The 23840-nt window shown below is 39.7% G+C and carries 15 protein-coding genes and 6 pseudogenes; 7 read left to right on the top strand and 14 right to left on the bottom strand.

Features of this window, described 5'->3' with window-relative positions:
- Positions 1-736 (bottom strand): IS481 family transposase (locus tag J502_RS06820; protein WP_034683531.1); only part of this gene is annotated, 736 nt, incomplete at its 3' end.
- A gap of 95 nt (positions 737-831) precedes the next feature.
- Between J502_RS06820 and J502_RS17265 the strand changes: the two are divergent.
- Positions 832-1035 (top strand): annotated as a pseudogene (locus tag J502_RS17265) (hypothetical protein); the annotation flags it as partial.
- Between the two features lie 716 nt (positions 1036-1751).
- Here J502_RS17265 and J502_RS06815 read toward each other — a convergent pair.
- Positions 1752-3662, bottom strand: coding sequence for a bifunctional metallophosphatase/5'-nucleotidase (locus J502_RS06815; RefSeq protein ID WP_005105082.1), 1911 nt, complete (start codon positions 3660-3662; stop codon positions 1752-1754).
- A gap of 292 nt (positions 3663-3954) precedes the next feature.
- The gene (locus J502_RS06810) at positions 3955-6417 is read right to left on the bottom strand and encodes an ExeM/NucH family extracellular endonuclease (protein ID WP_200004097.1); all 2463 of its coding nucleotides are present in this window, start codon (positions 6415-6417) and stop codon (positions 3955-3957) included.
- 393 nt (positions 6418-6810) lie between these two features.
- On the opposite strand from J502_RS06810, the gene ppk1 reads away from it, so the two are divergent.
- Complete coding sequence (gene ppk1 / locus J502_RS06805; protein ID WP_005105077.1) at positions 6811-8889, top strand: polyphosphate kinase 1; 2079 nt, start codon at positions 6811-6813, stop codon at positions 8887-8889.
- A 16-nt stretch (positions 8890-8905) separates the two neighbouring features.
- Here the strand turns inward: ppk1 and J502_RS17260 are convergent.
- Positions 8906-8995, bottom strand: a pseudogene (locus J502_RS17260) (IS982 family transposase); the annotation flags it as partial.
- Between the two features lie 70 nt (positions 8996-9065).
- On the opposite strand from J502_RS17260, the pseudogene J502_RS17225 reads away from it, so the two are divergent.
- A pseudogene (locus tag J502_RS17225) lies at positions 9066-9278 on the top strand (hypothetical protein); the annotation flags it as partial.
- Positions 9279-9322: 44 nt separating this feature from the next.
- Here the strand turns inward: J502_RS17225 and J502_RS06800 are convergent.
- Both J502_RS06800 and J502_RS16505 read right to left on the bottom strand, forming a co-directional pair.
- Positions 9323-11093, bottom strand: a pseudogene (locus tag J502_RS06800) (alkaline phosphatase D family protein).
- Between the two features lie 108 nt (positions 11094-11201).
- Positions 11202-11357 (bottom strand): annotated as a pseudogene (locus J502_RS16505) (IS982 family transposase); the annotation flags it as partial.
- A 206-nt stretch (positions 11358-11563) separates the two neighbouring features.
- Between J502_RS16505 and J502_RS06795 the strand changes: the two are divergent.
- From J502_RS06795 to J502_RS06785, 4 genes and pseudogenes are all read left to right on the top strand, one after another.
- Positions 11564-11755, top strand: a complete 192-nt coding sequence (locus tag J502_RS06795) for a hypothetical protein (protein ID WP_005233279.1) — start codon at positions 11564-11566, stop codon at positions 11753-11755.
- An 84-nt stretch (positions 11756-11839) separates the two neighbouring features.
- Positions 11840-11965: pseudogene (locus J502_RS16815) on the top strand (IS4 family transposase); the annotation flags it as partial.
- Between the two features lie 153 nt (positions 11966-12118).
- Positions 12119-12355, top strand: coding sequence for a VF530 family protein (locus tag J502_RS06790; protein WP_004280931.1), 237 nt, complete (start codon positions 12119-12121; stop codon positions 12353-12355).
- Between the two features lie 772 nt (positions 12356-13127).
- Entirely contained in the window at positions 13128-14501 is a 1374-nt protein-coding gene (locus J502_RS06785; RefSeq protein WP_034683524.1) for a phosphohexomutase domain-containing protein, read from the top strand.
- Between the two features lie 45 nt (positions 14502-14546).
- Here J502_RS06785 and galE read toward each other — a convergent pair whose 3' ends face one another.
- The 8 genes from galE to J502_RS06745 form a co-directional block, all read right to left on the bottom strand.
- Positions 14547-15566 carry a UDP-glucose 4-epimerase GalE gene (gene galE / locus J502_RS06780; protein ID WP_034683523.1) on the bottom strand — a complete coding sequence of 340 codons (1020 nt, stop codon included), beginning with the start codon at positions 15564-15566 and terminating at the stop codon, positions 14547-14549.
- Positions 15559-17235 carry a glucose-6-phosphate isomerase gene (gene pgi, locus J502_RS06775; RefSeq protein ID WP_005405338.1) on the bottom strand — a complete coding sequence of 559 codons (1677 nt, stop codon included), beginning with the start codon at positions 17233-17235 and terminating at the stop codon, positions 15559-15561. Before pgi ends, galE begins: the two co-directional genes overlap by 8 nt.
- The gene (locus J502_RS06770) at positions 17232-18497 is read right to left on the bottom strand and encodes a UDP binding domain-containing protein (RefSeq protein WP_005405339.1); all 1266 of its coding nucleotides are present in this window, start codon (positions 18495-18497) and stop codon (positions 17232-17234) included. The genes pgi and J502_RS06770 overlap by 4 nt, the downstream gene beginning before the upstream one ends.
- A gap of 13 nt (positions 18498-18510) precedes the next feature.
- Complete coding sequence (galU, locus tag J502_RS06765) at positions 18511-19389, bottom strand: UTP--glucose-1-phosphate uridylyltransferase GalU (RefSeq protein WP_034683521.1); 879 nt, start codon at positions 19387-19389, stop codon at positions 18511-18513.
- Positions 19390-19403: 14 nt separating this feature from the next.
- Entirely contained in the window at positions 19404-21278 is a 1875-nt protein-coding gene (locus tag J502_RS06760; RefSeq protein ID WP_034682157.1) for a polysaccharide biosynthesis protein, read from the bottom strand.
- Positions 21279-21354: 76 nt separating this feature from the next.
- Entirely contained in the window at positions 21355-21879 is a 525-nt protein-coding gene (locus J502_RS06755; protein ID WP_034683518.1) for an acetyltransferase, read from the bottom strand.
- On the bottom strand, positions 21872-22885 hold the full coding sequence (locus J502_RS06750; protein WP_034683516.1) for an MraY family glycosyltransferase: 1014 nt from the start codon (positions 22883-22885) through the stop codon (positions 21872-21874). The genes J502_RS06755 and J502_RS06750 overlap by 8 nt, the downstream gene beginning before the upstream one ends.
- 7 nt (positions 22886-22892) lie before the next feature.
- Entirely contained in the window at positions 22893-23831 is a 939-nt protein-coding gene (locus tag J502_RS06745) for an NAD-dependent epimerase/dehydratase family protein (protein ID WP_034683514.1), read from the bottom strand.
- Between the last annotated feature and the right edge of the window lie 9 nt (positions 23832-23840).

The following is a 23840-nucleotide window of genomic DNA, read 5'->3' as shown; positions in this document are numbered from 1 at the left end:
GTTGTTCTACCTTACCGCAATACTCAGTACCTCTGTCTGTGAGGATGCGAAGCATTGGTAAGTCCTGAGATTGATAGAATGGCAACACACGATCATTGAGTAAATCAGCCGCTGTAATCGGTGTTTTTGTTGTATAGAGCTTGCAATGAACGACCTTGCTATAAGTGTCGATGAATGTTTGTTGATAGATTCGTCCAACACCTTTGAGATTCCCGACATAAAAGGTGTCTTGCGCGCCTAAATAGCCTGGATGAGCTGTTTCGATTTCACCACAAGCAACGTCATCCTCATGCTTACGTTCAAGTGCCGCAATCTGCTGATCATTTAATTCAATACCATCCTGTGCCACTTTAGCCTCAAGTGCTTTTAAACGTTTCTTAAAGTTTTCTAAATCATGACGAAGCCATATAGAGCGAACCCCACTCCCTGAAACGAATACACCCTTCTTGCGTAATTCATTACTAGTACGGTGCTGACCATATGCGGGATATTGAATTGCGAAATCAATAACAGCCTGTTCAGTAGCATCATCTACACGGTTTTTTAAATTTGGTACTCGACGGGACTTATTAATCAGTGCGTCAATATCACCAGACTTCACTAATTCCTGATAGCGATAAAATGTATCTCTTGAAACACCCATCACTTTGCATGCTCTGGATACATTCTGAAGCTCTTCAGCTAAATTAAGCAGACCTACTTTGTGTTTAATGATTTGATTGTTAGTATGCAACATAAGAAAGTTACCTTTGTTTGATTAAGATTTCGACACCTTTATCAAAACGGGTAACTTTCTCTTTTTCAAGAAGAATGTACGATCAAGTCTGAACTAATACAGATAAATATCCATCGACTCTAGAGGATTTTCCTCGTCTGCAGCTCTATTCAGTAAAAGATGGTCATGCTCTGCAATTTTAGTTTTGCTTAGCGTGTATTGGCCGCCCACGATCTGTTCAGCTTAATGAGTTAGATGACATATCACCTGCTACCCTACATAAGCCTATGACTGTATTACACCAAGAGCGACTTTTTTAAAAAATTAACCCACTGTTCTATTTGTATTTAAATAGATATTCCTGGTTAATATTGGATTAAATATTCTTCATAGGCATGTAAATACTAGGCATCATTATCATCAATAGTGATCACCTGTTAGCTGTTTATAAATGTCGGTTCAAAGTTTTCATATCTCTTTCACTCATTGTGTAATTTATTTAAGGTTCTCTTTGCATTGACTGCATCCATGTGTACCACCAATAAAAAAAGAAAAACCCCGCTCAATAACTTGACGGGGCTGTTAGTGCCGTAACAATTTCGGCTAGGGATTAGATATTTTTTTCAAGAAAAAAATCTGTTTAACTCTCCCAAATTAAACAGATCAATTTGCGCTGTATCACTAATTATTCAGTATTATTTATTTGCACTAAATATAAAATCAAATTATTTCACTATGATGAAAATAGTTTATTTGATTCTTAAATATCACTTAACGTCTTTCAAAAAATTACGACAAACCTTAGATTTTCCAGCAAAAACTATGTAATCAACTTCCATTGTACTATATAGACCAAATATACGCTTTACGAATCGGAATAGTTATTTCCCCTTTTAAATTAATTTGAATGAAAATTTAAAAAGTAATATTTCTCTAATCCATAGTTTTAAAAAAAAGAAGCTCAATGGAGCTTCTTTTTTTTAAAACTATGGATCGGTCTGAGCCAAAATTTTTATCTTTTATCAATAAATCCTTTTTATTCTTTATAATTTTGCGTGCTGTATTGCTCAACTGGCAATCGGGACAAGGCCTTTTGCCCTTTTTCACCAGGTAACCCTTCTACATACTGCAAAAATGCTTCTGCATAATCTAATCCCACATCTATACGACGCTCACCAGTAATGTCTTTAAAGCTTGTGTAAAAGTCCTGACCATCAGCCAGAAAGTTGATGGTAATTACTTGATAGGTCTGATTCATATTTAATGGCTGATATTGACCTTGTGCATTTCGAACCTTTAAATTGGATAAACGCTGACCCTTTGCCTTAGTTAAATCTACATCCCATTGTAGTCCACCCGCATATGGATAACTGCCTGTGTTATTACTCGTAACAGCATCCATGGCATCTTCCAGCACTGCTTTAATTTCTTGGCCAGTTGCATTTAATTGTACTAAGGTATTTTTGAATGGCAGCACTGTATAAATTTTCTCTACCGTAATATCACCTTGAGGCAGATCTACCCTTACCCCTCCTCCGTTTTGGATTGAAATATCTGCATTAAAATATTTTTTACCTTGCTGTAGAAATGCTTCGGCAACCAGCTGCTGTACATCACCCCCATGCTGATTAATAAAATCTGCTTTATTGCAGACATCACCTAAACTAGAACGTGATGTATCTTTGGTCATTCCTGGAACACGACGTAAGCATAAATTATCATTAGCAATGGCAACTTTTTCTTTGCCTAATAAGTTTTTAGCGACTTTATACGGTTCTAAAATACTTAAAGCTATAGCATCAGGCTGTACAATACGTAAGGAGTTACTATTTTCAATATCTCGCTTAATAGAATCTAGTTCCGTACTCATCAATGCTGGAGCATCTTTAGCTGTACGTTTAAAATCATCGCCAATCAATACATTGGCTTTTCCTGCACATGCTTCAATTTTACCATCGGCATCAAAGTTGACTTTGAGTTGTCCGACGACATAACTATATTGCCATGCCTGTACAACACAGACCTGATCACCATCTTTATTTTTTAATACAGTGGGATAGTCACCCTCTGGGCTTATACCGTAACTTTTAAGTTTCGCATCTGCCAGCAAGGTATGAGAATCTCCGCCAACAATGACATCAACGCCTGACAATTTAGTGGCTAAATCTTTTTCTAACCCGTACCCTAAATGAGATTGAACAATAATTTTATTGATGCCTTGCTGTTTTAGCTCATCAATATATTTTTGTGCAGTAACTACTTCATCATTAAATACAGTATCTTGATTTGGTCGAGAAGCATTTTTAGTTTTATTGGCAATCGTTAAACCAATTAAAGCAATTTTCTGCCCTTCTTTTTCCATAACTGTATAAGGTTTAACAAGGTTAGTTTGGTATAGTGCTGAAGTTTTTCCAAACTCGACATTTGCACTCAAGACTTGGGTTTTATTTTCACAATTACCTTTATCATTTAAGAATCCAATAAATTTTTTTAAGCCATCATCCGTATTATCGAATTCATGATTACCTAGCGTTAACGTATCGAAACAAACACTATTCATGAGATCTGCCTCTGCTTCACCTTCTTTCAAAGTAAAATAGAGGTCCCCAGTAATGGCATCACCTGAATGAATTTTTATTGGATTCTTCTCAGTGCTTGCCAAAGTATTCATCAACGCAGCAACGCGTGCAAAACCACCATTAGAGACTTGTATTTCTTCACGTTTACCCATCGAAGTTTCAAGCATTAATATAGTACTTTCCTCATCCAAATGTGAATGACTGTCATTAATATGTACTAAATTGACTTCCAGCGGTTTAGGAGGAATAACAGGCGTTATATTCGTATTTTCTTTACTATCATTATTACACCCAGTTAAAAACATACTAGAAACTAATAAACTGCATGTAAAACCCGAATACCTAGTTAGTTTATTATTAAAAGACATGACCACCCCACCTGATTATAATTTAAACAAACATCATGTAGGTCTGCTGTTTAAAATTCATGACATTCACTATTTTTTCTAATTGTTTTTTAACAAATGGTTAAGTTATCCCATTAGGGAACTTTTCATTTCATGCCCCAAGCTTAAATTATAAATTTTGAATAAGCATATGTTTGATTATTGCTTGGCTAATTTTTTAAGCACTCAATAAAATAAGGAGAAATATGAAATTTCCCCTTATAGATTAAATTTATTTCGTCAGTTTTCTTAATTTACAGTCGATGAACTCATATCAAAATTTACGTCTGCGTATCATGGAAACTAAAACGAGGCCCGTTAAGGTTAACATTGACCAGATCCCCATGCTGCCACCGCTTATTTTTCCTGTATCAGGATTACTCGATATATTTTCGTTTAAATCCATATCAACAATTACAGGATCATGATCGGAAGAACGGAATGCATCATCGCTATAGAATGCTGCAATTTGCTCATCTGTTTTATATTCTTCGTTATAGTCTAAGGCCGTCGGCTCATCAGCATTGATGTGCCAAGCAAAAGCGCGTTTCACCATTGGATATAAGTCTGCATCAGCAATTGCATGGTCTAGGTTTCCTGCGCCCCCATTGCCATTGGCATCACTTGCAACACCAAATACATAACTATAGGCTGTTTTACCTTGTCCAATTTTTTCGTCATTGAGCAAGACTTTATAATTGGCTTTTTCTAATGCTAAAATCGGATCTTCTTTAGCATAACTATTCATATCACCGACCAGCAAATAATTTGGTTTAGCCACTTGTGTTGGATTTTTTGCAATCCACTGCATAAGTTCTTGTACTGCAGTTAAACGTGTTGCATTCCAGCAACCTTGACCATCACCCTGATCAGCATCGGCCAGAGTTTTATCGGTAGGACAACTGCCTTTCGACTTTAAGTGATTGGGTACTATCGTAAATATTTTTCCACCATTTACAGATTGGAAACTTTGCGCCATGGTGACACGGTTCTTTTCAGTCTGATCATCATAAACTGCAGGCTCACCTACAGGTTTTACGCGCTTACTGTTATAGATAATCGCAACTGCAATTGCATCTGTACCTAATTTTGTCATTTGGGTTGGAATGACATATTTCCAGTCTGCACCTAAGGCTTGCGATAAGTATGCCACTGCACTTTTATCATCAAAACCATTATTTGCGATTTCCATTAACCCATACACATCGGCATCAATTGTTTTTAAAGCACTGACAATTTTTTGATGTTGCTTCTTAAACTCAGTTTCTGAGCTTGCACCACGTTCTGTTGGGAAACCTTTTTCTGAACCATTATCATAATTTAAGACATTAAAAGCCGCAGCGCGAATTTGTTTAACATCTTTTGGAATCACCGTTGAAGGACGTAAATTAGTATCCTTGATAATTTCAGGTTGTACCTTCCCCTGTATCGGTTGAATTCGCCATGCATTAAAACGATATTCTAAAATCCCCTCAACATTTTTCAGTTCAGAACCTGTTCTTAATGTATTTATGGCATTGAAGTTTTGCGGAAGTAATGGTGTTCTATTTTGATTATTATAGCCATCATCCAAGATAATTTTAGAAAGCAGATTTTGCTGGGCTAATGCAACTGCTTCAGCAGATTTTGCAGGATATAGATTAGTTGGAATATACAAGCGACCTAAACTTAAAGATAGCTCACCATAACGACCGTAATTGTAATTTTCACTTATCGTTAAAGTTTGTGGGATTTTAACCAGCATCCCTTGATAGCGTTTAGGTACATTTCCTGCTATCTCCGTCAAACTGGTAAACGGTAAATTAAGTGCCTGTGCCGTGACTGTATTGGATGCTTGTGTATGACAGGTTTGAATATTTTGATCAAGTTGATCTATTTGGAGTTGGTTTTGATATGAGGTTAAACGACCTTTTAAAATAACCTCTTCACCTACTTTTCCTCCAGTGATTTTACTACTTGCAGGAAGATAGACAAAAATAGCATTACTTAAATTGGATTTGGCTTTACTATCGGGCGTTTGTATATAAAAACCAGAAAAACCATTGTCATAACGGTAGTCTGCGGTAATAACACCACGAACAACATATGGTTGATTTTCTGCGGCAGATTGTAGGTCCGCAATCGCCGTATCTGCTGTATTACAACTGATAGGAGTAACGGGGGAGGTTATAGGCGCGCTTGTATCTAAATACTGGGAAAACTCATTTCGATCAGACCATTTAGACCATTCGCTTTCTAACTCAAATGCTGTTGCAGGATCAATTGAAGTTACATTATTTGAAGTTTTAGTACGTGACAAACTATTTTGATAACTACTAAAACCCACTCCCCAACCAGTACCTGGATCCTCTCCCACACGACCAAAACGGTCTATTGGAGTACCTTTATAAAACAGGACCAAGGTATCATCTCCATTAAATGCAAGTCCTGCCACTTGATTGACTTTATTACCAATTACTGCCTGCAACTCTGTTCGACCAATAATGTATTTTGCTTTACTTGCCAATGAACCTTCTAATTGAAAAGTCGCAGATTTCGTGGTTGAACCATTAGTAAATTGTTGAATCTCATAATCAGCTAAGTTCACTGTTAAACTGTCAGGGTTATAGATTTCCAAACCCTTTTTATTAGATGTACCATCTATATACTGACTAAACATTAATTGTGCATGTGCAGAAAACGAGCACCCCATAAGTATTAAACTTAAACTCAATATTTTTGGTTTTATATTCATAATGATTTTGAACAGTTGTTAAAATTCAAAATAGCTTAGTTTTTATACATGACATCACTATGAATAACTGATGACAGTTTTAGTGAAATCGCTTTTCTAGAATTTTTCTCATTAAGCCCCCAAGTTGTCCCGGTTTAAATCAACGTTGCCCCTTTTCTTCTAAATTCAGATAAAAGTCTGAATATTACCCAGATGAAATAACAATACAGTACGATGTCATAAATATGTCATGAAACAGTCACAGAATGCTTAGTTGAATAAAGTTTAATTCTTAGCCTTTCTACAGAATTAGTCATTTTTTTATTTACAAAGAGTCAATTAACCTCTTTCAAAGGCTTTAAAGAATTTTCTATTAGCTTCCTTCAGCGCTGCAATCTGACTTTATAAGAGCCATAAATGACTACCTTAAATGTGTCTTCAAACTCTTCATCACATCCGTTAAAAAAGTATATAAATAGAGAGCTCTCACTATTTGAGTTTCATAAGCGGGTGTTGGCACAGGCGAAAGATACTGAATACCCTTTACTTGAACGATTAAATTTTTTAATTATTTTTTCAAGTAATCTGGATGAGTTTTTTGAAATACGAGTTGCCAGTTTAATGCAACAAATTGAACTTTCAGATCATGCTAGAGCTCGTCCAGATAACTCACTCCTCTCAGATATAGTCACCACCATTTCCAAACTTGCACACGAAGCTGTCGAAGAACAGTATAAAATACTTAATTATAATCTCTTACCACAACTGCAAGGACATGGTGTTCATTTCATTCAGTATGGTGACATCCTCGAAAAACATAAAGAATGGATTAAGGACTATTTCCATAATGAAGTTCGACCTGTGGTCACACCTATCAGTTTAGATCCAGCCCACCCCTTTCCTCGGCTAGTGAATAAAAGTCTAAATTTCATTGTAACCCTAGAAGGTAAAGATGCATTTGGACGAAAAATTGATTTGGCGATTGTTCCCGCACCACGATCATTACCTAGATTAGTAAAGTTACCTAATAGTATTTCTGGCGAGGATGAACACTACATTCTACTTTCAGCCATTATTCAGCAACATCTTCATGAGTTATTTCCAGGGGTAACCACCACTGGATGTTATCAATTTCGGGTCACACGTAATGCAGATTTAACTATCTCAGAAGATGTTGAAGACTTAGCAATTGCCTTAAAAGATGAACTATCCTCACGGCGCTTTGGTCGGGCTGTAAGACTTGAGGTGACTAAAAATTGCCCTGAAAATATTATTGATTATTTACTTGGACAATTTGATCTTAAGCAAGAGCAACTCTATCGTATTGACGGCCCGCTTAATCTGGCGCGCTTTATATCGAACTTCAATTTGCCAGAGTTACGTTTTCCTCCCCATGTACAAAAATTACCGAAAGTGTTGTATGGGAAAAAATCCATATTTGAGGTATTAAAAACCGGAGATGTTTTATTACATCACCCTTTTCACTCTTTCGCTCCGGTCATTAAGCTACTGAAAGAGGCAGCCCATGATCCACATGTGTTAGCCATAAAACAAACCCTTTATCGGAGTGGTGTACATTCTGAAATTGTGCAAGTCCTTGCTGAAGCGGCACGAAATGGTAAGGAAGTCACAGCAGTGATTGAATTACGTGCTCGCTTTGATGAAGAGTCAAATATCGAAGTTGCCAATCTATTACAAGAAGCTGGGGCGGTTGTTGTATATGGGATCGTTGGCTATAAAACCCACGCCAAAATGATTCTGATCGTGCGTCGTGAAATAGACAAAATTAAACGTTATGTTCATTTAGGCACAGGTAACTATCATGCAATGAATGCCAAAATCTATACTGATTATGGACTACTGACCAGTGATGCTGATATTTGTGAAGATGTCCATAAAGTCTTTCAGGAGCTCACAGGCATGGGGAAAATGGTCAAATTGAAAAAACTTTTTCATGCACCATTTACTCTGCATTCTCAATTGATTGAACTCATCGAAACTGAAACTGAAAATAGCAAAGCAGGCAAAAAAGCGCAGATTATTATTAAAGTAAATGCCTTAACTGAACCTCAACTAATTGATGCCCTATATAGGGCATCTAAAGCGGGCGTTCAAATCGATTTGATTGTCCGTTCAATTTGCTGCTTACGCCCACAAGTGAAAGGGCTTTCTGAAAATATTCGAGTCCGCTCAATTGTGGGACGTTTTTTAGAACATACCCGGGTTTATTATTTTTACCATCAGGGCGAAAACAAGCTTTATTGCGCCAGTGCAGATTGGATGGGGCGTAATTTATTCTCTCGCATCGAGACCTGTTTCCCAATCGAAGATAAAAAACTTCGTAAACAAATTCTGCAAGATGGCTTAATGAATTATCTTCAAGATAACCGCCGTGCATGGGAGCTTCAAGCAGATGGAACATGGATTCAATGTACACCAAGTTTGGATAAGCCCATGTATATCGCACAACAGCACTTATTAAACCATACATCTTAATTAACCCGAATCCTGTTTAAGCCACTGATTCTATAATTAGAATTTTTGGCTTATTTTGATGGGTGAGTTGATATGCACATAACAATGCGTAAATCCCCAAATTAAAATCCGCGGAATCAGGGACAAAGCCAAGCTCTTAATTCCTTGGGCCTTGGCTGCCATGATTTTTGTTCCCATTACATAAAATCTGTTTTTGGGCTTATAAAAAACCTGCCTGCTACGACTAAAATTACGTTTTTATTCAAGCCATGATCCTCGGTATGCCGAACTAAAACAGCAATTAATTCACTTTGCCGGATTATATACGCGGCTACTAAAATATGAGCATCAGTATTGCAAATACGATCAAACATCTGGATATTGATAGCTATAGGGATGAAATGTTATAAAAAAATATCCGGGCATTGGCCCGGATATTTAAACTCTAAGCAGCTTAGGCAGTTTGCTTTAACGGTTTGATTTCATTTAATTCATGATCTAATTGAAGCTGATACGCACGGCTTTGATCAACCTGATAACTACGATTCTGGATGCTATCGATAAAAATCCAGTTCGCCTGTACCTGATCCGGGGTAAATGCAACACTCAAGTATCCGCGTTGATTCAAATTACAATAATTCAGCTCATCAATTAGCGTAGTAAATGCCATTTCAAATTCCTGTAACTGGGCTAAGGGAATCTGCAAATACTTCTCCATACCCGGTGATGAAACTGAACTGGTCGCTAGTTCTACCCCGACTGTACTGCCGGCTTGATCTCTCAAAGTGGAGTTCCAGGCATTATGGGTATCTCCTGCAAGTACAATCAGTTTTTTATTCAGCTGTTTACAAGCCGTATAAATCACCTCACGCTCCACGACGTACCCATCCCAGGCATCAAGATTATAAGGCACAACAGTCAGTATTCTGGCTAATTCTGCCTTTGTCAAAGTTGGATCATTTTGCAGATAGCGTATTTTTAGGCCTACCAGTTCTGTCAGCATCTGACGCACTTGTAGCAACACATCTGCAGTGGCCTGACCACTGGTGATCTGCCCCAAAACAGCCAGAATTTCGGCCGGAATTAGCATCTTGCTCATCAGCACCTGCTGACCCAGCACATTCCAGACGGCATTCGATTGGCTGAGTTGTTTCAGTATCCATTCACGTTGTGTATGTCCTAACAAGGTACGCGTCGGATTGAGCAAATCTGTCTGAAATTTATTGACATCTAGTCCTGTCGCGGTAAGATAGTCAGCATATTGCAATTGCTTGTTACGCGCCAAAATACGAGTATCCAGCATATTCAGCTGAACCAGATCACCAAAATTAAACTGGCGATAAATATTCAAATGATCTGTTTCAGACACTGGACGAATCGGCATCCATTCAAAATAGGCCTGCAAAGCAGCCAGCTTACGTGCAAAAAAATCACCTTCTGAAACATCATGATTTTCCGCACCCTGCTCCCAGGTATCATTGGTCAGCTCATGATCATCCCAGACCACAATAAATGGATGACGCTGATGTGCTGCTTGTAAGTCCGCATCAGTTCGATACAAGGCATAACGCTTGCGGTAGTCTTCCAGTTTAATGATTTCCTCAGCATTATCTGCAGCCAGACTTCGGCCTAATGCTGCAGCCTGTTCAGTCGCATAACCACCCATCCCGTACTCATAAATGTAATCCCCTAAATGAATCACCACATCTAGGTCTTGCTGGGCAATTTCCTGATAGATATGAAAATATCCGGCTGGATAATTGGAACATGAACAAACGGCAAATTGCACCAGCTTGCTTTGCGTGGCTAAAGTTTTGGTTTGACCGACAGATGAATATACCGATGCACACTTAAAACGGTAAAAATAAGTTTGCCCTGCCGATAGACGATCCGCATCGACTTTAACCGTGAAATCTTGCGACCGACTGGTTTCAACTTGTCCTGTATTGATTATCTGGCGAAAATCCTGATCGGCAGCAATTTCCCACTGCACCTGATAACGCAGGTTTTCATCTTCCGGACTTAAGCGTGTCCATAGAATTATCCGATCCTGTAGGGATCACCACTGGCCACCCCATGTTTAAAAGCGACTTTAGGATGTGCCTGAGCTTGATCTGAAGCATCCTCATCACTGCCACAAGCGGTCAAAGATATGGGTAAGACAAAGCACCGAAGCCTGCAATGGAGGTCTTAAGCAGTTCACGTCTGGATATTTTTTTAGTCATAACAGCTTGCTATTGTGGGTTTTTTGTTCTTTTTTAATCCAGTTCGATGACATTAATATCTCTAAATTATGACATTTCTATGAAGCCTAATTTTTCCAAGTCCTAAATATACCAAATGACGATAAAACTAATTTCTGAGAGGCTGAGTTGGGCTATTCGAATTCTTATAGACTGATGACTTTATTTAGAAAATTTCCAATAAGTTGCTTCAAATTTCAGAAAGAAATCATCAATTACGCAGAATAATTCGTTACTATTGAACATCGGGGCTAAAGCTTTAGGTTTGGTAACTCAACTGATGGCTCTAGTCCTCTTATTTTTCAAGTTTATTTCTTATCCGCGATTCGGGTTAATTAACCTGGGGTGATTACTCCATAAGCTATTAGCCCTTAAATGCGCTTTGTACTTTAATCTAATCTCAATAATTAAAGATTAGATTAAAAGAACCCCAAATTAAATGGTTGAAAGATATGAGTGATATCAGCGTAAAAAAAGTCAATAAATTAATTGAAGAGTTTGAACAAGAAGGAAATAAGGTAGACCGATTGGAGATAGGTTCCAAAACATATGCAGCCTTGATGTTAGATAAGAAATTTGCTGATAAAGTCACAAAATCAAATGAAGACCCTAAAGAGCGTCTTTATAAACAAATAAAAATTTAGCTGGTTACTGAAAAACATTATTTTAAGGTTAGGTGAAATAATTTTCTTTCCTAAGATAAAAAATCAGATTAACTCTGAACTAATACAGTTCAGCGCTTACTCAGAATAATTCCAGTAAATTTATTTGAAATAAAAACCTTAAAAGCGTTATTTTCACTCGATAAAGCCTCCATCAATCAAGAGGAAGCTCGCGTAAGCTTCCTCTTGTAAAAATTGTGGGACAGCAGTGGCAGTCCAAAATATGGTTATGTGTGTCTAGAATTTTGGTGGCTATTCAGTCCATCATTACCTACATTCCAACTCTCTAGTTTTCCAACTAGCCCAGGTTATAATAATGGCCACCCAAAATACGATTGATCTATTATGAACACCACCAATGATCCTTTACACGGTAAAAAACTTGCTGACATTTTGGATGAATTATTGGATTACTACGGTGGCTTTGAAGGTTTAAGTCGTAAAATTGAGATTAGATGTTTTTGCATAGACCCAAGTGTTAAATCATCATTGCGATTCTTGCGTACCACCCCATGGGCACGTGAAAAAGTAGAAAACTTATATTTGTATGTCTTACGCCAAAAGGCCAAACAGAAATCGTAGCAGTCAAAGCCCTAACCTCATCATAATATTATACCAAATAGTAAACTACTCTTAGAAAGAGAATATATATGTCGGTAATTATTGTTGATTTACATATTAAAATTAGTGACCAAAACTTAAAGCACCCTACTCTACCTTAAATTACACCACACAAAATAAAAACCCTATATAACTGTTATATATAGGGTTTATTGAAATACCAATTATGTTATTTAGTGTATTTTATGTCGGTGACTATTGCCAAGGTTGGGGTCGCGAGTTCGAGTCTCGTTTCCCGCTCCAGATTCTAAAAAGCCTCAAGTTGAACTTGGGGCTTTTTTAATGCTAATCGAATATATTGTTTTTGAGTTAAAATCAAAAAGCTAAAGCAAAATTTATAAGTTTAAAAATAAGCTATCCTTAAAATCGTATTGTTAATAAAGTCATATATTTGTGGGTATAGAATCATACCAGTCATAAGAACATTTCAGCCAAGGAAGCCGTGCTACTGGTAAAATGAGTAATGTTCACTGGCCCTATAATAAATATATAAAGACTTACCGGATAATAAGAATATAGCTGCAGCAGGTAAAACTACCTGAATTATGGATAAGTAAGATCTTTAATTTTTATATAATTGCTGTTTTTATTTAACTGCTAAAGACAGGTTATATATTCAAGTTTAATTTACTTTTATGTTCTTTATTTTTTGTAAGCGTAAGTGATTGATACTTAGAATAACTTTTCGAAGGTCTATAATAAGATCCATCTTTATAAAAATTGATCATCACTCATGACTGTACTTACCTGCTTTAAAGCTTATGACATCCGTGGCAAGCTCGGAACAGAGCTGAATGAAGAGATTGCTTATAAAATTGGCCGTGCCTATGGACAGATTTATCAGCCTCAGACTGTGGTAGTGGGGTGTGATATTCGTCTTAGCAGTGAATCTCTAAAACAGGCCACTATTCGCGGCTTAAATGATGCCGGCGTTAATGTACTGGATCTGGGTATGACTGGAACCGAAGAAGTTTACTTTGGGGCTTTCCATCTAAATGTACAAGGTGGAATCGAGATTACTGCCAGTCATAATCCGATGGATTATAACGGTATGAAACTGGTCCGTGAAAATGCACGCCCCATCAGTGCAGATACGGGTTTAAAAGATATTCAGGCTTTAGCTGAGAGTGAAAACTTTACACAGGTACAAAAACCAGGAACTACCCAGTCTTATAATATTCTGCCAGAGTTTGTTGAACATCTGATGAATTATATCGAACCCGGCAAGATTCGCCCGCTTAAACTGGTCGTTAATGCCGGAAATGGTGCGGCCGGACATGTAATTGATGCTATTGAGACTAAATTCCGGACCTTAGATATAGCGGTAGAGTTTATTAAAATTCATCATGAGGCCAATGGGCATTTTCCGAATGGTATTCCCAATCCGATTCTGGTTGAAAACCGTGATGTTACCCGCCAAGCGGTACTGCAACATCAGGCAGACCTGGGTATTGCTTGGGATGGCGACTTTGACCGCTGCTTCCTGTTTGATGAAAAAGGGCAGTTTATTGAAGGATATTATATTGTCGGATTGCTGGCACAAGCATTTTTGATTAAACAGTCTGGTGAAAAAATTGTGCATGATCCGCGTCTGGTATGGAATACCCTAGATATTGTCGAGCAGTACCATGGTGTTGCAGTCCAGTCCAAGTCTGGTCATGCTTTTATTAAAGATGTTATGCGGGAACACAATGCTGTGTATGGCGGCGAAATGAGTGCTCACCATTATTTTCGTGATTTTGCCTACTGTGATAGTGGAATGATTCCATGGTTACTCATTATTGCTCTTCTGTCAGAAACCGGCCAAACACTATCGAGCCTGGTTGAGCGTATGATTGAAAAATTCCCTTGTAGTGGTGAGATCAATTTTAAGGTTGAAGATACTCAAAAGACGATTGAGAATATCTTGGCACATTATCAATCACAACAACCGCAAATTGATAAGACTGACGGGATCAGCCTGAACTTTGGAGAATGGCGTTTCAATGTTCGTGCTTCAAATACTGAACCTTTGCTACGCCTGAATATTGAAATCCAGGCTGAACGGACTGCGCGACCAATGCTGCACTATATTGATGAACTGACCGCACTTATTCAGAGAAGTTAATTTAAAAGATTATAAAAAACGGAGTATTGACTCCGTTTTTTCTTTTCAGGAATGATAACCTTGCGGATTTTGCTGCTGCCATTTCCAGCTATCTTTTAACATATCTTCCAAGGTATATCGTGGCTGCCAGCCCAATTCAGCCATTGCACGCGAATTATCTGCAAAGGATATTGCAACATCACCTGTACGGCGAGGAACAAACTCAAATGGAATCTTGACTTGATTCACTGCTTCAAATGCATTTTTTACCTGTAATACCGAAGATCCTTGACCAGTACCGATATTCCAGGCACGACATCCCTGTGAATTTAAACGGTTATTTAAGGCACATAAATGGGCATTTGCCAAGTCAACCACATGTATATAATCACGGATACCCGTGCCATCTACCGTGTTATAATCACTTCCATAGATCGACAATTTTTCACGGCGACCCACTGCTACCTGGGTAATATATGGCATTAAATTGTTTGGAATACCTTGTGGATCCTCACCAATCTGACCACTTTGATGGGCCCCAACCGGATTAAAATATCTTAATAACGCAATAGACCACCGCTCATCCGCTATAGAAAGTTTCTCTAAGATCTGCTCAACCATTAGCTTGGTGTAGCCATAGTTATTGCTTGGCATACCTGTTGGCATTTCTTCTTTTAAAGGAGAAATATTAGCTTCGTCATAGACTGTAGCAGACGAGCTAAATACCAGCCGATATACCTGAGCTTTCTGCATCGCCTGAACCAGAGCTATACTGCCTGCAATATTGTTATCAAAATACACCAGCGGCACCTGCTGGCTTTCCCCAACTGCTTTCAGCCCAGCAAAATGAATAACGGCATCAATTTTATATTCATCAAATATCTGCTCAAGCACCTGATGGTCTCGTATGTCGCCCTGAATAAAAACCAGTGACTTTTGTGTGAGCTGTTGTACTCGATGCAAAGCCTCTTCTGAACTGTTACTTAAATTATCAAGCACAATTACTTCATGTCCGGCTTGGAGTAACTCTATACAGGTATGCGAGCCAATATAGCCTGCTCCACCCGTGACTAAAACTTTAGCCATAATATTGACCTAATAACACTTTAATTAAACCTTGAGTAGAAGCATCCAGCTGAGAGATATTTTCCTGCTGACGATTCAGTATGGGAAGCAGTTCATTGGCAATCTGCTTACCCTTTTCCACTCCCCATTGATCGAATGGGTTAATATTCCAGATAACTGACTGTACAAAAACTTTATGCTCATAGAGTGCGATCAGCATTCCCAGACTAAATGGATTAAGTTCTTGTAACAGCAGGGTACTGCTTGGCTGGTTACCTTCATACTGCTTATAGATCGGCAGTTGTGCGGACTCTTCCTGATTCAGGGCTGCATTGCCAAATGCCAGCAAACGCGACTGCGCCAGACAGTTAGACAGAGCAAGGTGATGCTGTTCTACCAAGGCTTCAGCATTCTGGATATAGGTAAACTGGTTAGCATTATAACGCTTGACTGGAGCAATAAAATCACAACTTACCGCTTGTGTTCCCTGATGCAGCAACTGGTAAAACGCATGTTGTGCATTTGGGCCTACCTCACCCCAGATAATAGGACAGGTATTATAATTTACCCGTTCGCTATTGCGCTGTACAGATTTGCCATTTGACTCCATTTCTAGTTGCTGCAAATAAGAGGCAAAATATTTCAGGCGGCCATCGTAAGGCAAAATGGCATGGGTCTGTATTTCCAGAAAATTACTGTTCCACACCCCGAGTAAAGCCATCAATACGGGAATATTTTTATGTAGTGGAGCTTCCTGGAAATGCCGGTCTACTGTGTAAGCACCGCCCAAAAATTGTTTGAAGCCTTCAATTCCAATGGTTAAGGCAATCGGTAGACCAATACAGGACCAGAGTGAATAGCGTCCACCGACCCATTCCCATAACAGTAACTGGTTTTCAGGCACGATTCCCCATTCTGTCATTTTTTCAGGCTTGGTAGAGACTCCAATAAAATGACTTTTTAAAATATGGGGGTGCTGGCCGAGTTCTTTTTCTAGCCATTGCCGTGCAGTCTGGGCATTTGACAGGGTATCGATGGTACTAAAAGATTTTGACGAAATAATAAAGACGGTGGTTTCAGGACGTAACTGATGCAGCAGATCTGATAGCTGACTACCATCAATTGTGGAAACAAAGTGGACCCCCAGAGATCTGCGGCTCTGAACCTTGAAATCACCTAATGCATAACTGGTCATCAGAGGACCAAGATCTGATCCACCTACTCCAATATTTACAACATCCCGTATTACTTCACCAGTCGCGCCGCGGAACTGTCCAGCATGGATTTTCTCGACCAACCCATACATACGCTGTAACTGTTCATGGACCTGTGCTGCCAGATCAGCATGTTTTACTTCATTTTCAGGCAACCGCAAGGCCCAGTGCATAGCTGCACGCTGCTCGGTGTAATTAATTTCCTGCTCAGAAAATAATGCATGAATCCATTCCGGTAACTTCTGCTGTTCAGCCAATGCTACCAGCTGTTCCATAACATCCTGATTTACCCGATGCTTGCTATAATCAAAGGTCAACTGTTCAATATGAATAGAATAATCATTGAAGCGGTCTGGTTCATTCTTAAACAGGTCATTTAAATGCTGGGCTTTGAGTGCCTCTGCCAGCTGTTCCAGCTTCTGATAGGCCGGCATATTTTTGGGAAACTCTGATGTCTGTTGTATATTCTGGTTCATATGCGCCCCACTCCTTCATAGGCAAAACCTTGGGCTCTGACATAAGCTGGGTCATAAATATTACGGCCATCCAGAATCATAGGATGTGCCATTAACTGTTTTAAACGGGAATAGTCTGGACTCCAGTAGGCTTTCCACGCTGTCATCAGACATAGTGCATGAGCATCCTGTACCGCTTCATAGGGATTACGGCAGAGAATCAGGTCTTTACGCTTACCATAATAGTTTTCCAGATCTGGTAAAGCAGCCGGGTCATGCAGTTTTACAGTCACCTGCTGCGCCCATAAGGCTTCCAGCATGGTATGCACTGGAGAATTAATAGTACTGCTGGTATTTTCCTTAAAAGCCGCACCCCAGATTGCAACCGTTTTACCTTGCAAGTCACAGCAGTAATAATTCCATAATTTACGGAAAAGTATTTCCTTCTGCTGCTCGTTAATCTCCCAGACCTGCTGTAAAAGGCGACTGTTGGTACCACTACTCGACATAGTTTCTGACAGGGTCAGAATATCCCTGGAGAAATTATCGCCCCCGAATCCGACTCCCGGTTGTAAATAGCTTGAACCAATCCGGCTGTCAGCACCTAGGCCCAAACGTACATTTTCAATATCAATATGCAATTTTTCTGCGACTTGGGCCAAGTCATTCATATAGCTGATGCGAGTGGCCAGCATGCCAGAAATACTCAGCTTGGTAAATTCTGCATCCAGTATAGGCATGAACAGATATTGCTGGCTCAATGGAAAAAATGGTCTCAGCAGCTCACGGGTCTGGGTCTGGGCAAAATCATAATATTTTTCATCAATACCAATTACGACTTCACGTGAGTGAGTAAAACTCTCGGCCGACTTGCCCTCCTGAATCATGTCAGGCAAGTAAACCCAGGCATCTTTAGCCAGAATTTTCTGTAGTGAAGCTGTACCCTTCAAACCAAAAGTAGAACCATTGATCATTAATTTCGGGTGGATAATGGGTTGACGGCTTAAATGCTGGACAATATCTAAGGCTTCCTGAAAACAGGAGGGATTAAAGCCAAAAAAATAGACATCAATATCTTCTTTTAAACTGCTTAAACTGGTCTCATTTAAATTCCCCAAGTGTTTTTGCCGGCTAAGAAGCTCAAGTAGCTGGGTATCCAGGGTAAGACCTGGTGCACAGGTTTCTTCAATTCCCTGACACCAGTAGACCTGGTGGCCTGTCTCTGCCCATAAAGCACTCATTACCGCGGCTTGTAAGGTTGCGCCAAATACCGCAATTTTCATAGTGCCTCCTGCTTTAAAAATTAAGTTCCTGAATTAATGCCTTAAAGTCTGTACCCAGCTGCGGATGATTAACCCCATAATGTAACACTGCCTTGAGGTAACCCAACTTGCTACCACAATCAAAAGTCTGTCCCTGCATCCGGTAAGCTTCTACCACCTGTTTCTGCTGTAGAAGCGCAATCGCATCCGTTAACTGAATCTCATTACCGGCCCCCTTGGGCGTCTGCTCAAGCAGCTGCATAATCTCTGCCGGTAAAATATAACGGCCAATCACGGATAGATTAGAGGGCGCTGTACCAACTGCAGGTTTTTCAACAATTCCCTGCATGGCTATACTTTGACCTGCTTCAGGTAGAAGAGAAACATCAACAATACCGTACTGATCCACCAGCTCATCCGGTACGGCCTCTACCATGATCTGGGCAGCCTGTGCAGTCTCATAACGCTGCATCATTTGTGCCAGATCATTTATACCTTTCTCATTTTTCACCAGAACATCAGGTAACAGAACAGCAAAAGGTTCATTCCCTACTACTGCTTTGGCACAGAGCACAGCATGACCCAGCCCGAGTGGCTGCGGCTGGCGGACACTAATGACACTAATATGAGAAGGAATAATTTCAGTAATTTCTTTTAACAGGTCAAACTTCTTTTTTTGTTCTAACGTGGTTTCGAGCTCAAAGTTACGGTCAAAGTAATTTTCAATAGCTCCCTTAGACGCATGGGTTACCAGAATAATTTCTTCAATTCCAGCATCTACTGCTTCACGTACCACATATTCAATCGCCGGGCGGTCAACAACAGTTACCATTTCTTTAGGAATAGACTTACTGGCGGGGAAAAAGCGGGGTCCCAGTCCCGCTACCGGAAGAATCGCTTTTTTAATCTGCATATTATTTCCAAAGTTTAGTTTACTGAAACAAGTCCACTGCGTTTATAGCCATCAACATAATATTCAAGCTGGCCAAGTGCCCAGTCAATATCAGTCTGAATAGCTGTCATGTTATTAATACGTTCAAATACAGGTAACAGCTCGTTAAAGGTATAGTGTTTTTCAAATGACCTTAAAATACGGCTATGTTCTGTAATTTGTGTATTGTCATGATCAATCAGCAATTCTTCATATAATTTTTCACCTGGGCGCAGACCACTATAGCAAATCTCTATATCGCCTTCGGTTGTATCTTGTTCACGAACTGTTAAACCACTTAAAGATACCATCTGCCGTGCCAGATCCTGGATCCGTACCGGCTCCCCCATATCAAGTAAAAATACATCGCCACCTGTACCGAGTGCCCCGGCCTGAATCACCAGCTGTGAAGCCTCAGGAATAGTCATAAAATAACGGGTAACCTCAGGATGGGTCACAGTAATCGGACCACCTTTAGCAATCTGCTGTTTAAACAGAGGTACTACTGAACCAGATGAGCCCAATACATTACCGAAGCGCACGATACTGATCTGGGTCTGGGTCTGTTCTTCTGCCATTGCCTGACAGTATAGCTCTGCCATGCGCTTGGATGCTCCCATTACATTCGTCGGGCGGACTGCCTTGTCGGTTGAGATCAGTACAAAGGTTTCCACACCCTTTTTAATGGCAGCATTCAGACTATTGGCCGTACCAATGGCATTATTTTTAAGACCGGCAATTGGGTTACATTCGACCAGTGGTACATGTTTATAGGCTGCAGCATGGTAAACCGTCTGTACTGCGTACTGCTCAATTACCCGTTCCAGTTTCTGCTGGTCGAGTACGGTCCCTAGAATTGGAATAATCTCGCATTGGGTCGCCAGACGCAGTTCTTTATCAATACTGTACAGGGCAAACTCGGTTAATTCATAAATTACCAGACGTAAAGGCTGGTTTTTAATAATCTGGCGGCATAATTCCGAGCCGATTGACCCACCTGCCCCAGTCACCATAACTACCTTATTATGAATGTTTTTAGCCAGAAGGTGATCAATTGGCGGCACAGGATCGCGGCCAAGCAGGTCAATAATATCGACTTCACGGATATCGGCGATTTTAATATCACCATCTACCAGCTTGGTCAGGCCTGGAAGCTCGGTAATTTTAAGCCGTGCCGGTTCTAGCTGTTTAATAATTTCGCTTTTACGGACTCGGCTAGCCGAAGGAATAGCAATTAAAATCTCTTCTATATGATGTTTTTTAAGAAGCTCAAGTGCCTTTTGAATAGAATAGACACACAAGCCCCCAACAATATGACCCTGCAAGTTTGCTTTATCATCTATAAAAAATACAGGTAAGTGTTCGTCTGAACGAAACAACGCTGCGGCAATCTGCTGGCCGGCATAACCAGCTCCATAAATCGCAATACGTTTACGTCCCAAACCAGATTGTAAAGCACCTTTAATAACGAAACGGATGATTGCCCGGCTAAACCATACCCAGCCAAACATCATAAAGCCGAACATAAAAGGAATAGACATCGGGATAAAAGCAGGAGAAAAATAGGCTAAGGCATAAAGTGTGCCAATCATGAGTACCACTGCTACTGCCAGCTTCATCATGAAAAATTCATTAAAGGTGCGTACAATGAAACGGTAAATTCCGCACAGGGCCAGAAAAGCAGCACCTAACACACTGACTAAAATAACCCCATGCTCAAGGCCTGGCATTACCTCGACTCCCAAATCAAACTGGCGAATAGCATAACTCAGCCAAAGTAGGACCGGAAAAATTAAAAGATCCAGCAGAATCAAAAAGCTCTGTTTACTGAGCCGGGACACTGAGGCAAGTTTAAAAATAAGTTGTTTCACGATGATCTTCTTAATTTAAAATACTTTCTATAGTTTTAAAGCTAGTTTAAGACATGAGTGTGCCCTATTCTTCGGATCAGTGCCCAATAGTTGTGCCGACTTCCAGAAAAGAGAGCCGGGAAATATACTGCCCACTTGCTACTCTTGCACCTATACTCAAATGTGCATATTCTTCGACGATAACGTCATGGTCGAGTAAAGTGCCGATATTTAAGATTACTCCCTCCTGAATCAAGCTATTTGATCCAATTACACAGCCAGCCATAATGATCACTCCCTGCTCAATATTAACACTTGGAGCAATTACAGCTTGAGGATGAATAATAGTGGTTAATGGTACAGATAAATCTAGTAATAATTGTAGCCACTTTTGTCGTATTTGGTTATTTCCGACTGCAACAATAGCTTCAAATCCTTCAAGATTTTGATTCTTTAAAGATGAGATATCAGAAATAATATTATATTGGTCTATACATTGATGCTCTGGCCATCGATCATCAGCAAAATAAATACCTTCCCATTTTTCTAAAAGTGCTGCCAACTCAGCAAGAGATTGGCCAAAACCTCCAGCCCCCAAAATGATTAATTTTTTTTTAGGCATTCTGTGTTCCAGCTTTTAATTTAATGACAATCAAGATTAAAGGTAGATAAGCTATCAATACCATAGTTTCGGGATAAGTCATATCTTGAGTAACTGTAATATAGGCGATAGGCCATAACCAAAATAGGTTAACTGCGGCTATAGCTAATGTTACTAGAGTATGGCTGCCCCATTTACGCGATAAAATTTGATAGCTATGGCTTCGATGTGCATCATACATTTTATAACCGCTCAATACGCGTTTTATCAGGGTATAGGTCGCATCGACCACAAATACACCTAGACAAATGATCCACGCACAAAAAAGTGCCAAGTTTTCTTTGAGGGCGATGAGTGCCGAAATACCCAAAGTGAGGCCGAGAAACCCGCTACAGGCATCGCCCATAAAAATTTTAGCCTTGGGAAAGTTCCACAGTAAAAAGCCAAATACACAGGCTGCCAATAACCACAATATGTCTGAGTTTAATGTGCTATTGAGTACATAATACAAAATAGCCATACTAACGACAGTAGTAATGGCTTCAACACTAGCAATGCCATTAATACCATCCATAAAGTTATATAAATTTAATAACCACACCAGAAATAGTACCGCAATAATATTAGCCATAAAGCCGAGTTGCAGGCCATTAAAAACAGTGACTTCACTAAAACCACCCAAGCTGATGACCACACCAATGGCCACCAAAAAATGTACGGCTAAACGCAGCATGGAGTTAATATGCCCATGGTCATCTAAAAAGCCAAGTAAAGCGATGATGAAACCTGCTGCCATAAGGGTTAACCCCATATGTACCGTCAATTGTTGGCTATAGATCAACACCGTTAGTGCCAACAAGTAGCTACACACCACCGCAACGCCGCCACCGCGTGGCGTAGGTACACTGTGGGAGCTACGCTCATTGGGGTTATCTATTATATTTTTCTTGAGGGCGTAGGCGCGCATGTAGCCTGTGAATAGTAATGTCAGTATAAAAAATACGATGCTCAGTGCAAAAATTGACATACGTAAATTACTCTTTCATTTTTAAATAATTTTGACCCGCTTGCAGCATCGCTTGCTGGGTACTCAATGGCGCTGTCCAACCCAACAACTTCTGAGCTTTGATCGTATCGACCTCTAGTGACTCAAACAACTGCTCATAGAGTTTGGATTTGCCAATACATGCTGCGCCTAGTTTCATAAGAGGCTGTGGAATATAAATAAAATGTGCGGGTTTTCCCATACCCTGCTTTAAATATTGCACCAGCTCACGTGTCGAAATACTCGTTTGATCTGCGACTAGAAATGTTTGATTGGCTGCATTCGGATGTTCAATACAGGTTTGAATAAAGTCTACCAAGTTTTCAAGAGCAACAAAGCTACGTTTATTGTTTGTGCCTGCAAAAGGTAAAGGTAAATTGCTCGCAACTAGTTTGAGTAACCGAGCAAAGTTACCTGGCGCATGAGCTGCATAAACCAAGGGGGGACGAATAATCACTAATTCTGTGTCTGATCCAGCAAATAGTTTTTTAAGTGCTTGTTCTGCTTCTAGCTTGGAAACAGCATAATCTGCATGGGGTTTTGGTACAGCATCTTCTGTAAATGGTTGCTGCAGCGTCACTGAACCATTCACACCGATAGAACTCATAAATATGAAGCGTTTTACTTTTCTGTCCAAAGCCTGACGTGCTAATTCTAAAGTGCCTTCTACATTCACTTTGCGAAATTCAGTTAAAGGATCTGTTGTTTGTTCATTTAGAATATGGGCACGGCCTGCCAAATGAATAATAACGTCTATATTTTCGGGTAAGTCTGCTGCAAAAATATTAGCCGCAATGAGTTGTTGGATATTTGCAGAAAGTACATGATTCTGAGTGCGGACTAAAGCAATCGTGTCATACACACTACTCACCCGTTCAGTCAGAGCTGTACCTACAAATCCTGTTGCACCTGTTATTAAAATATTCATTTATAACTT

This window comes from Acinetobacter sp. 1294596 (assembly GCF_000582925.1).
Lineage (GTDB): Bacteria > Pseudomonadota > Gammaproteobacteria > Pseudomonadales > Moraxellaceae > Acinetobacter > Acinetobacter radioresistens.
The sequence above is the reverse complement of the archived record's forward strand: the minus strand, read 5'-3'. Positions and strand labels throughout refer to the sequence as shown.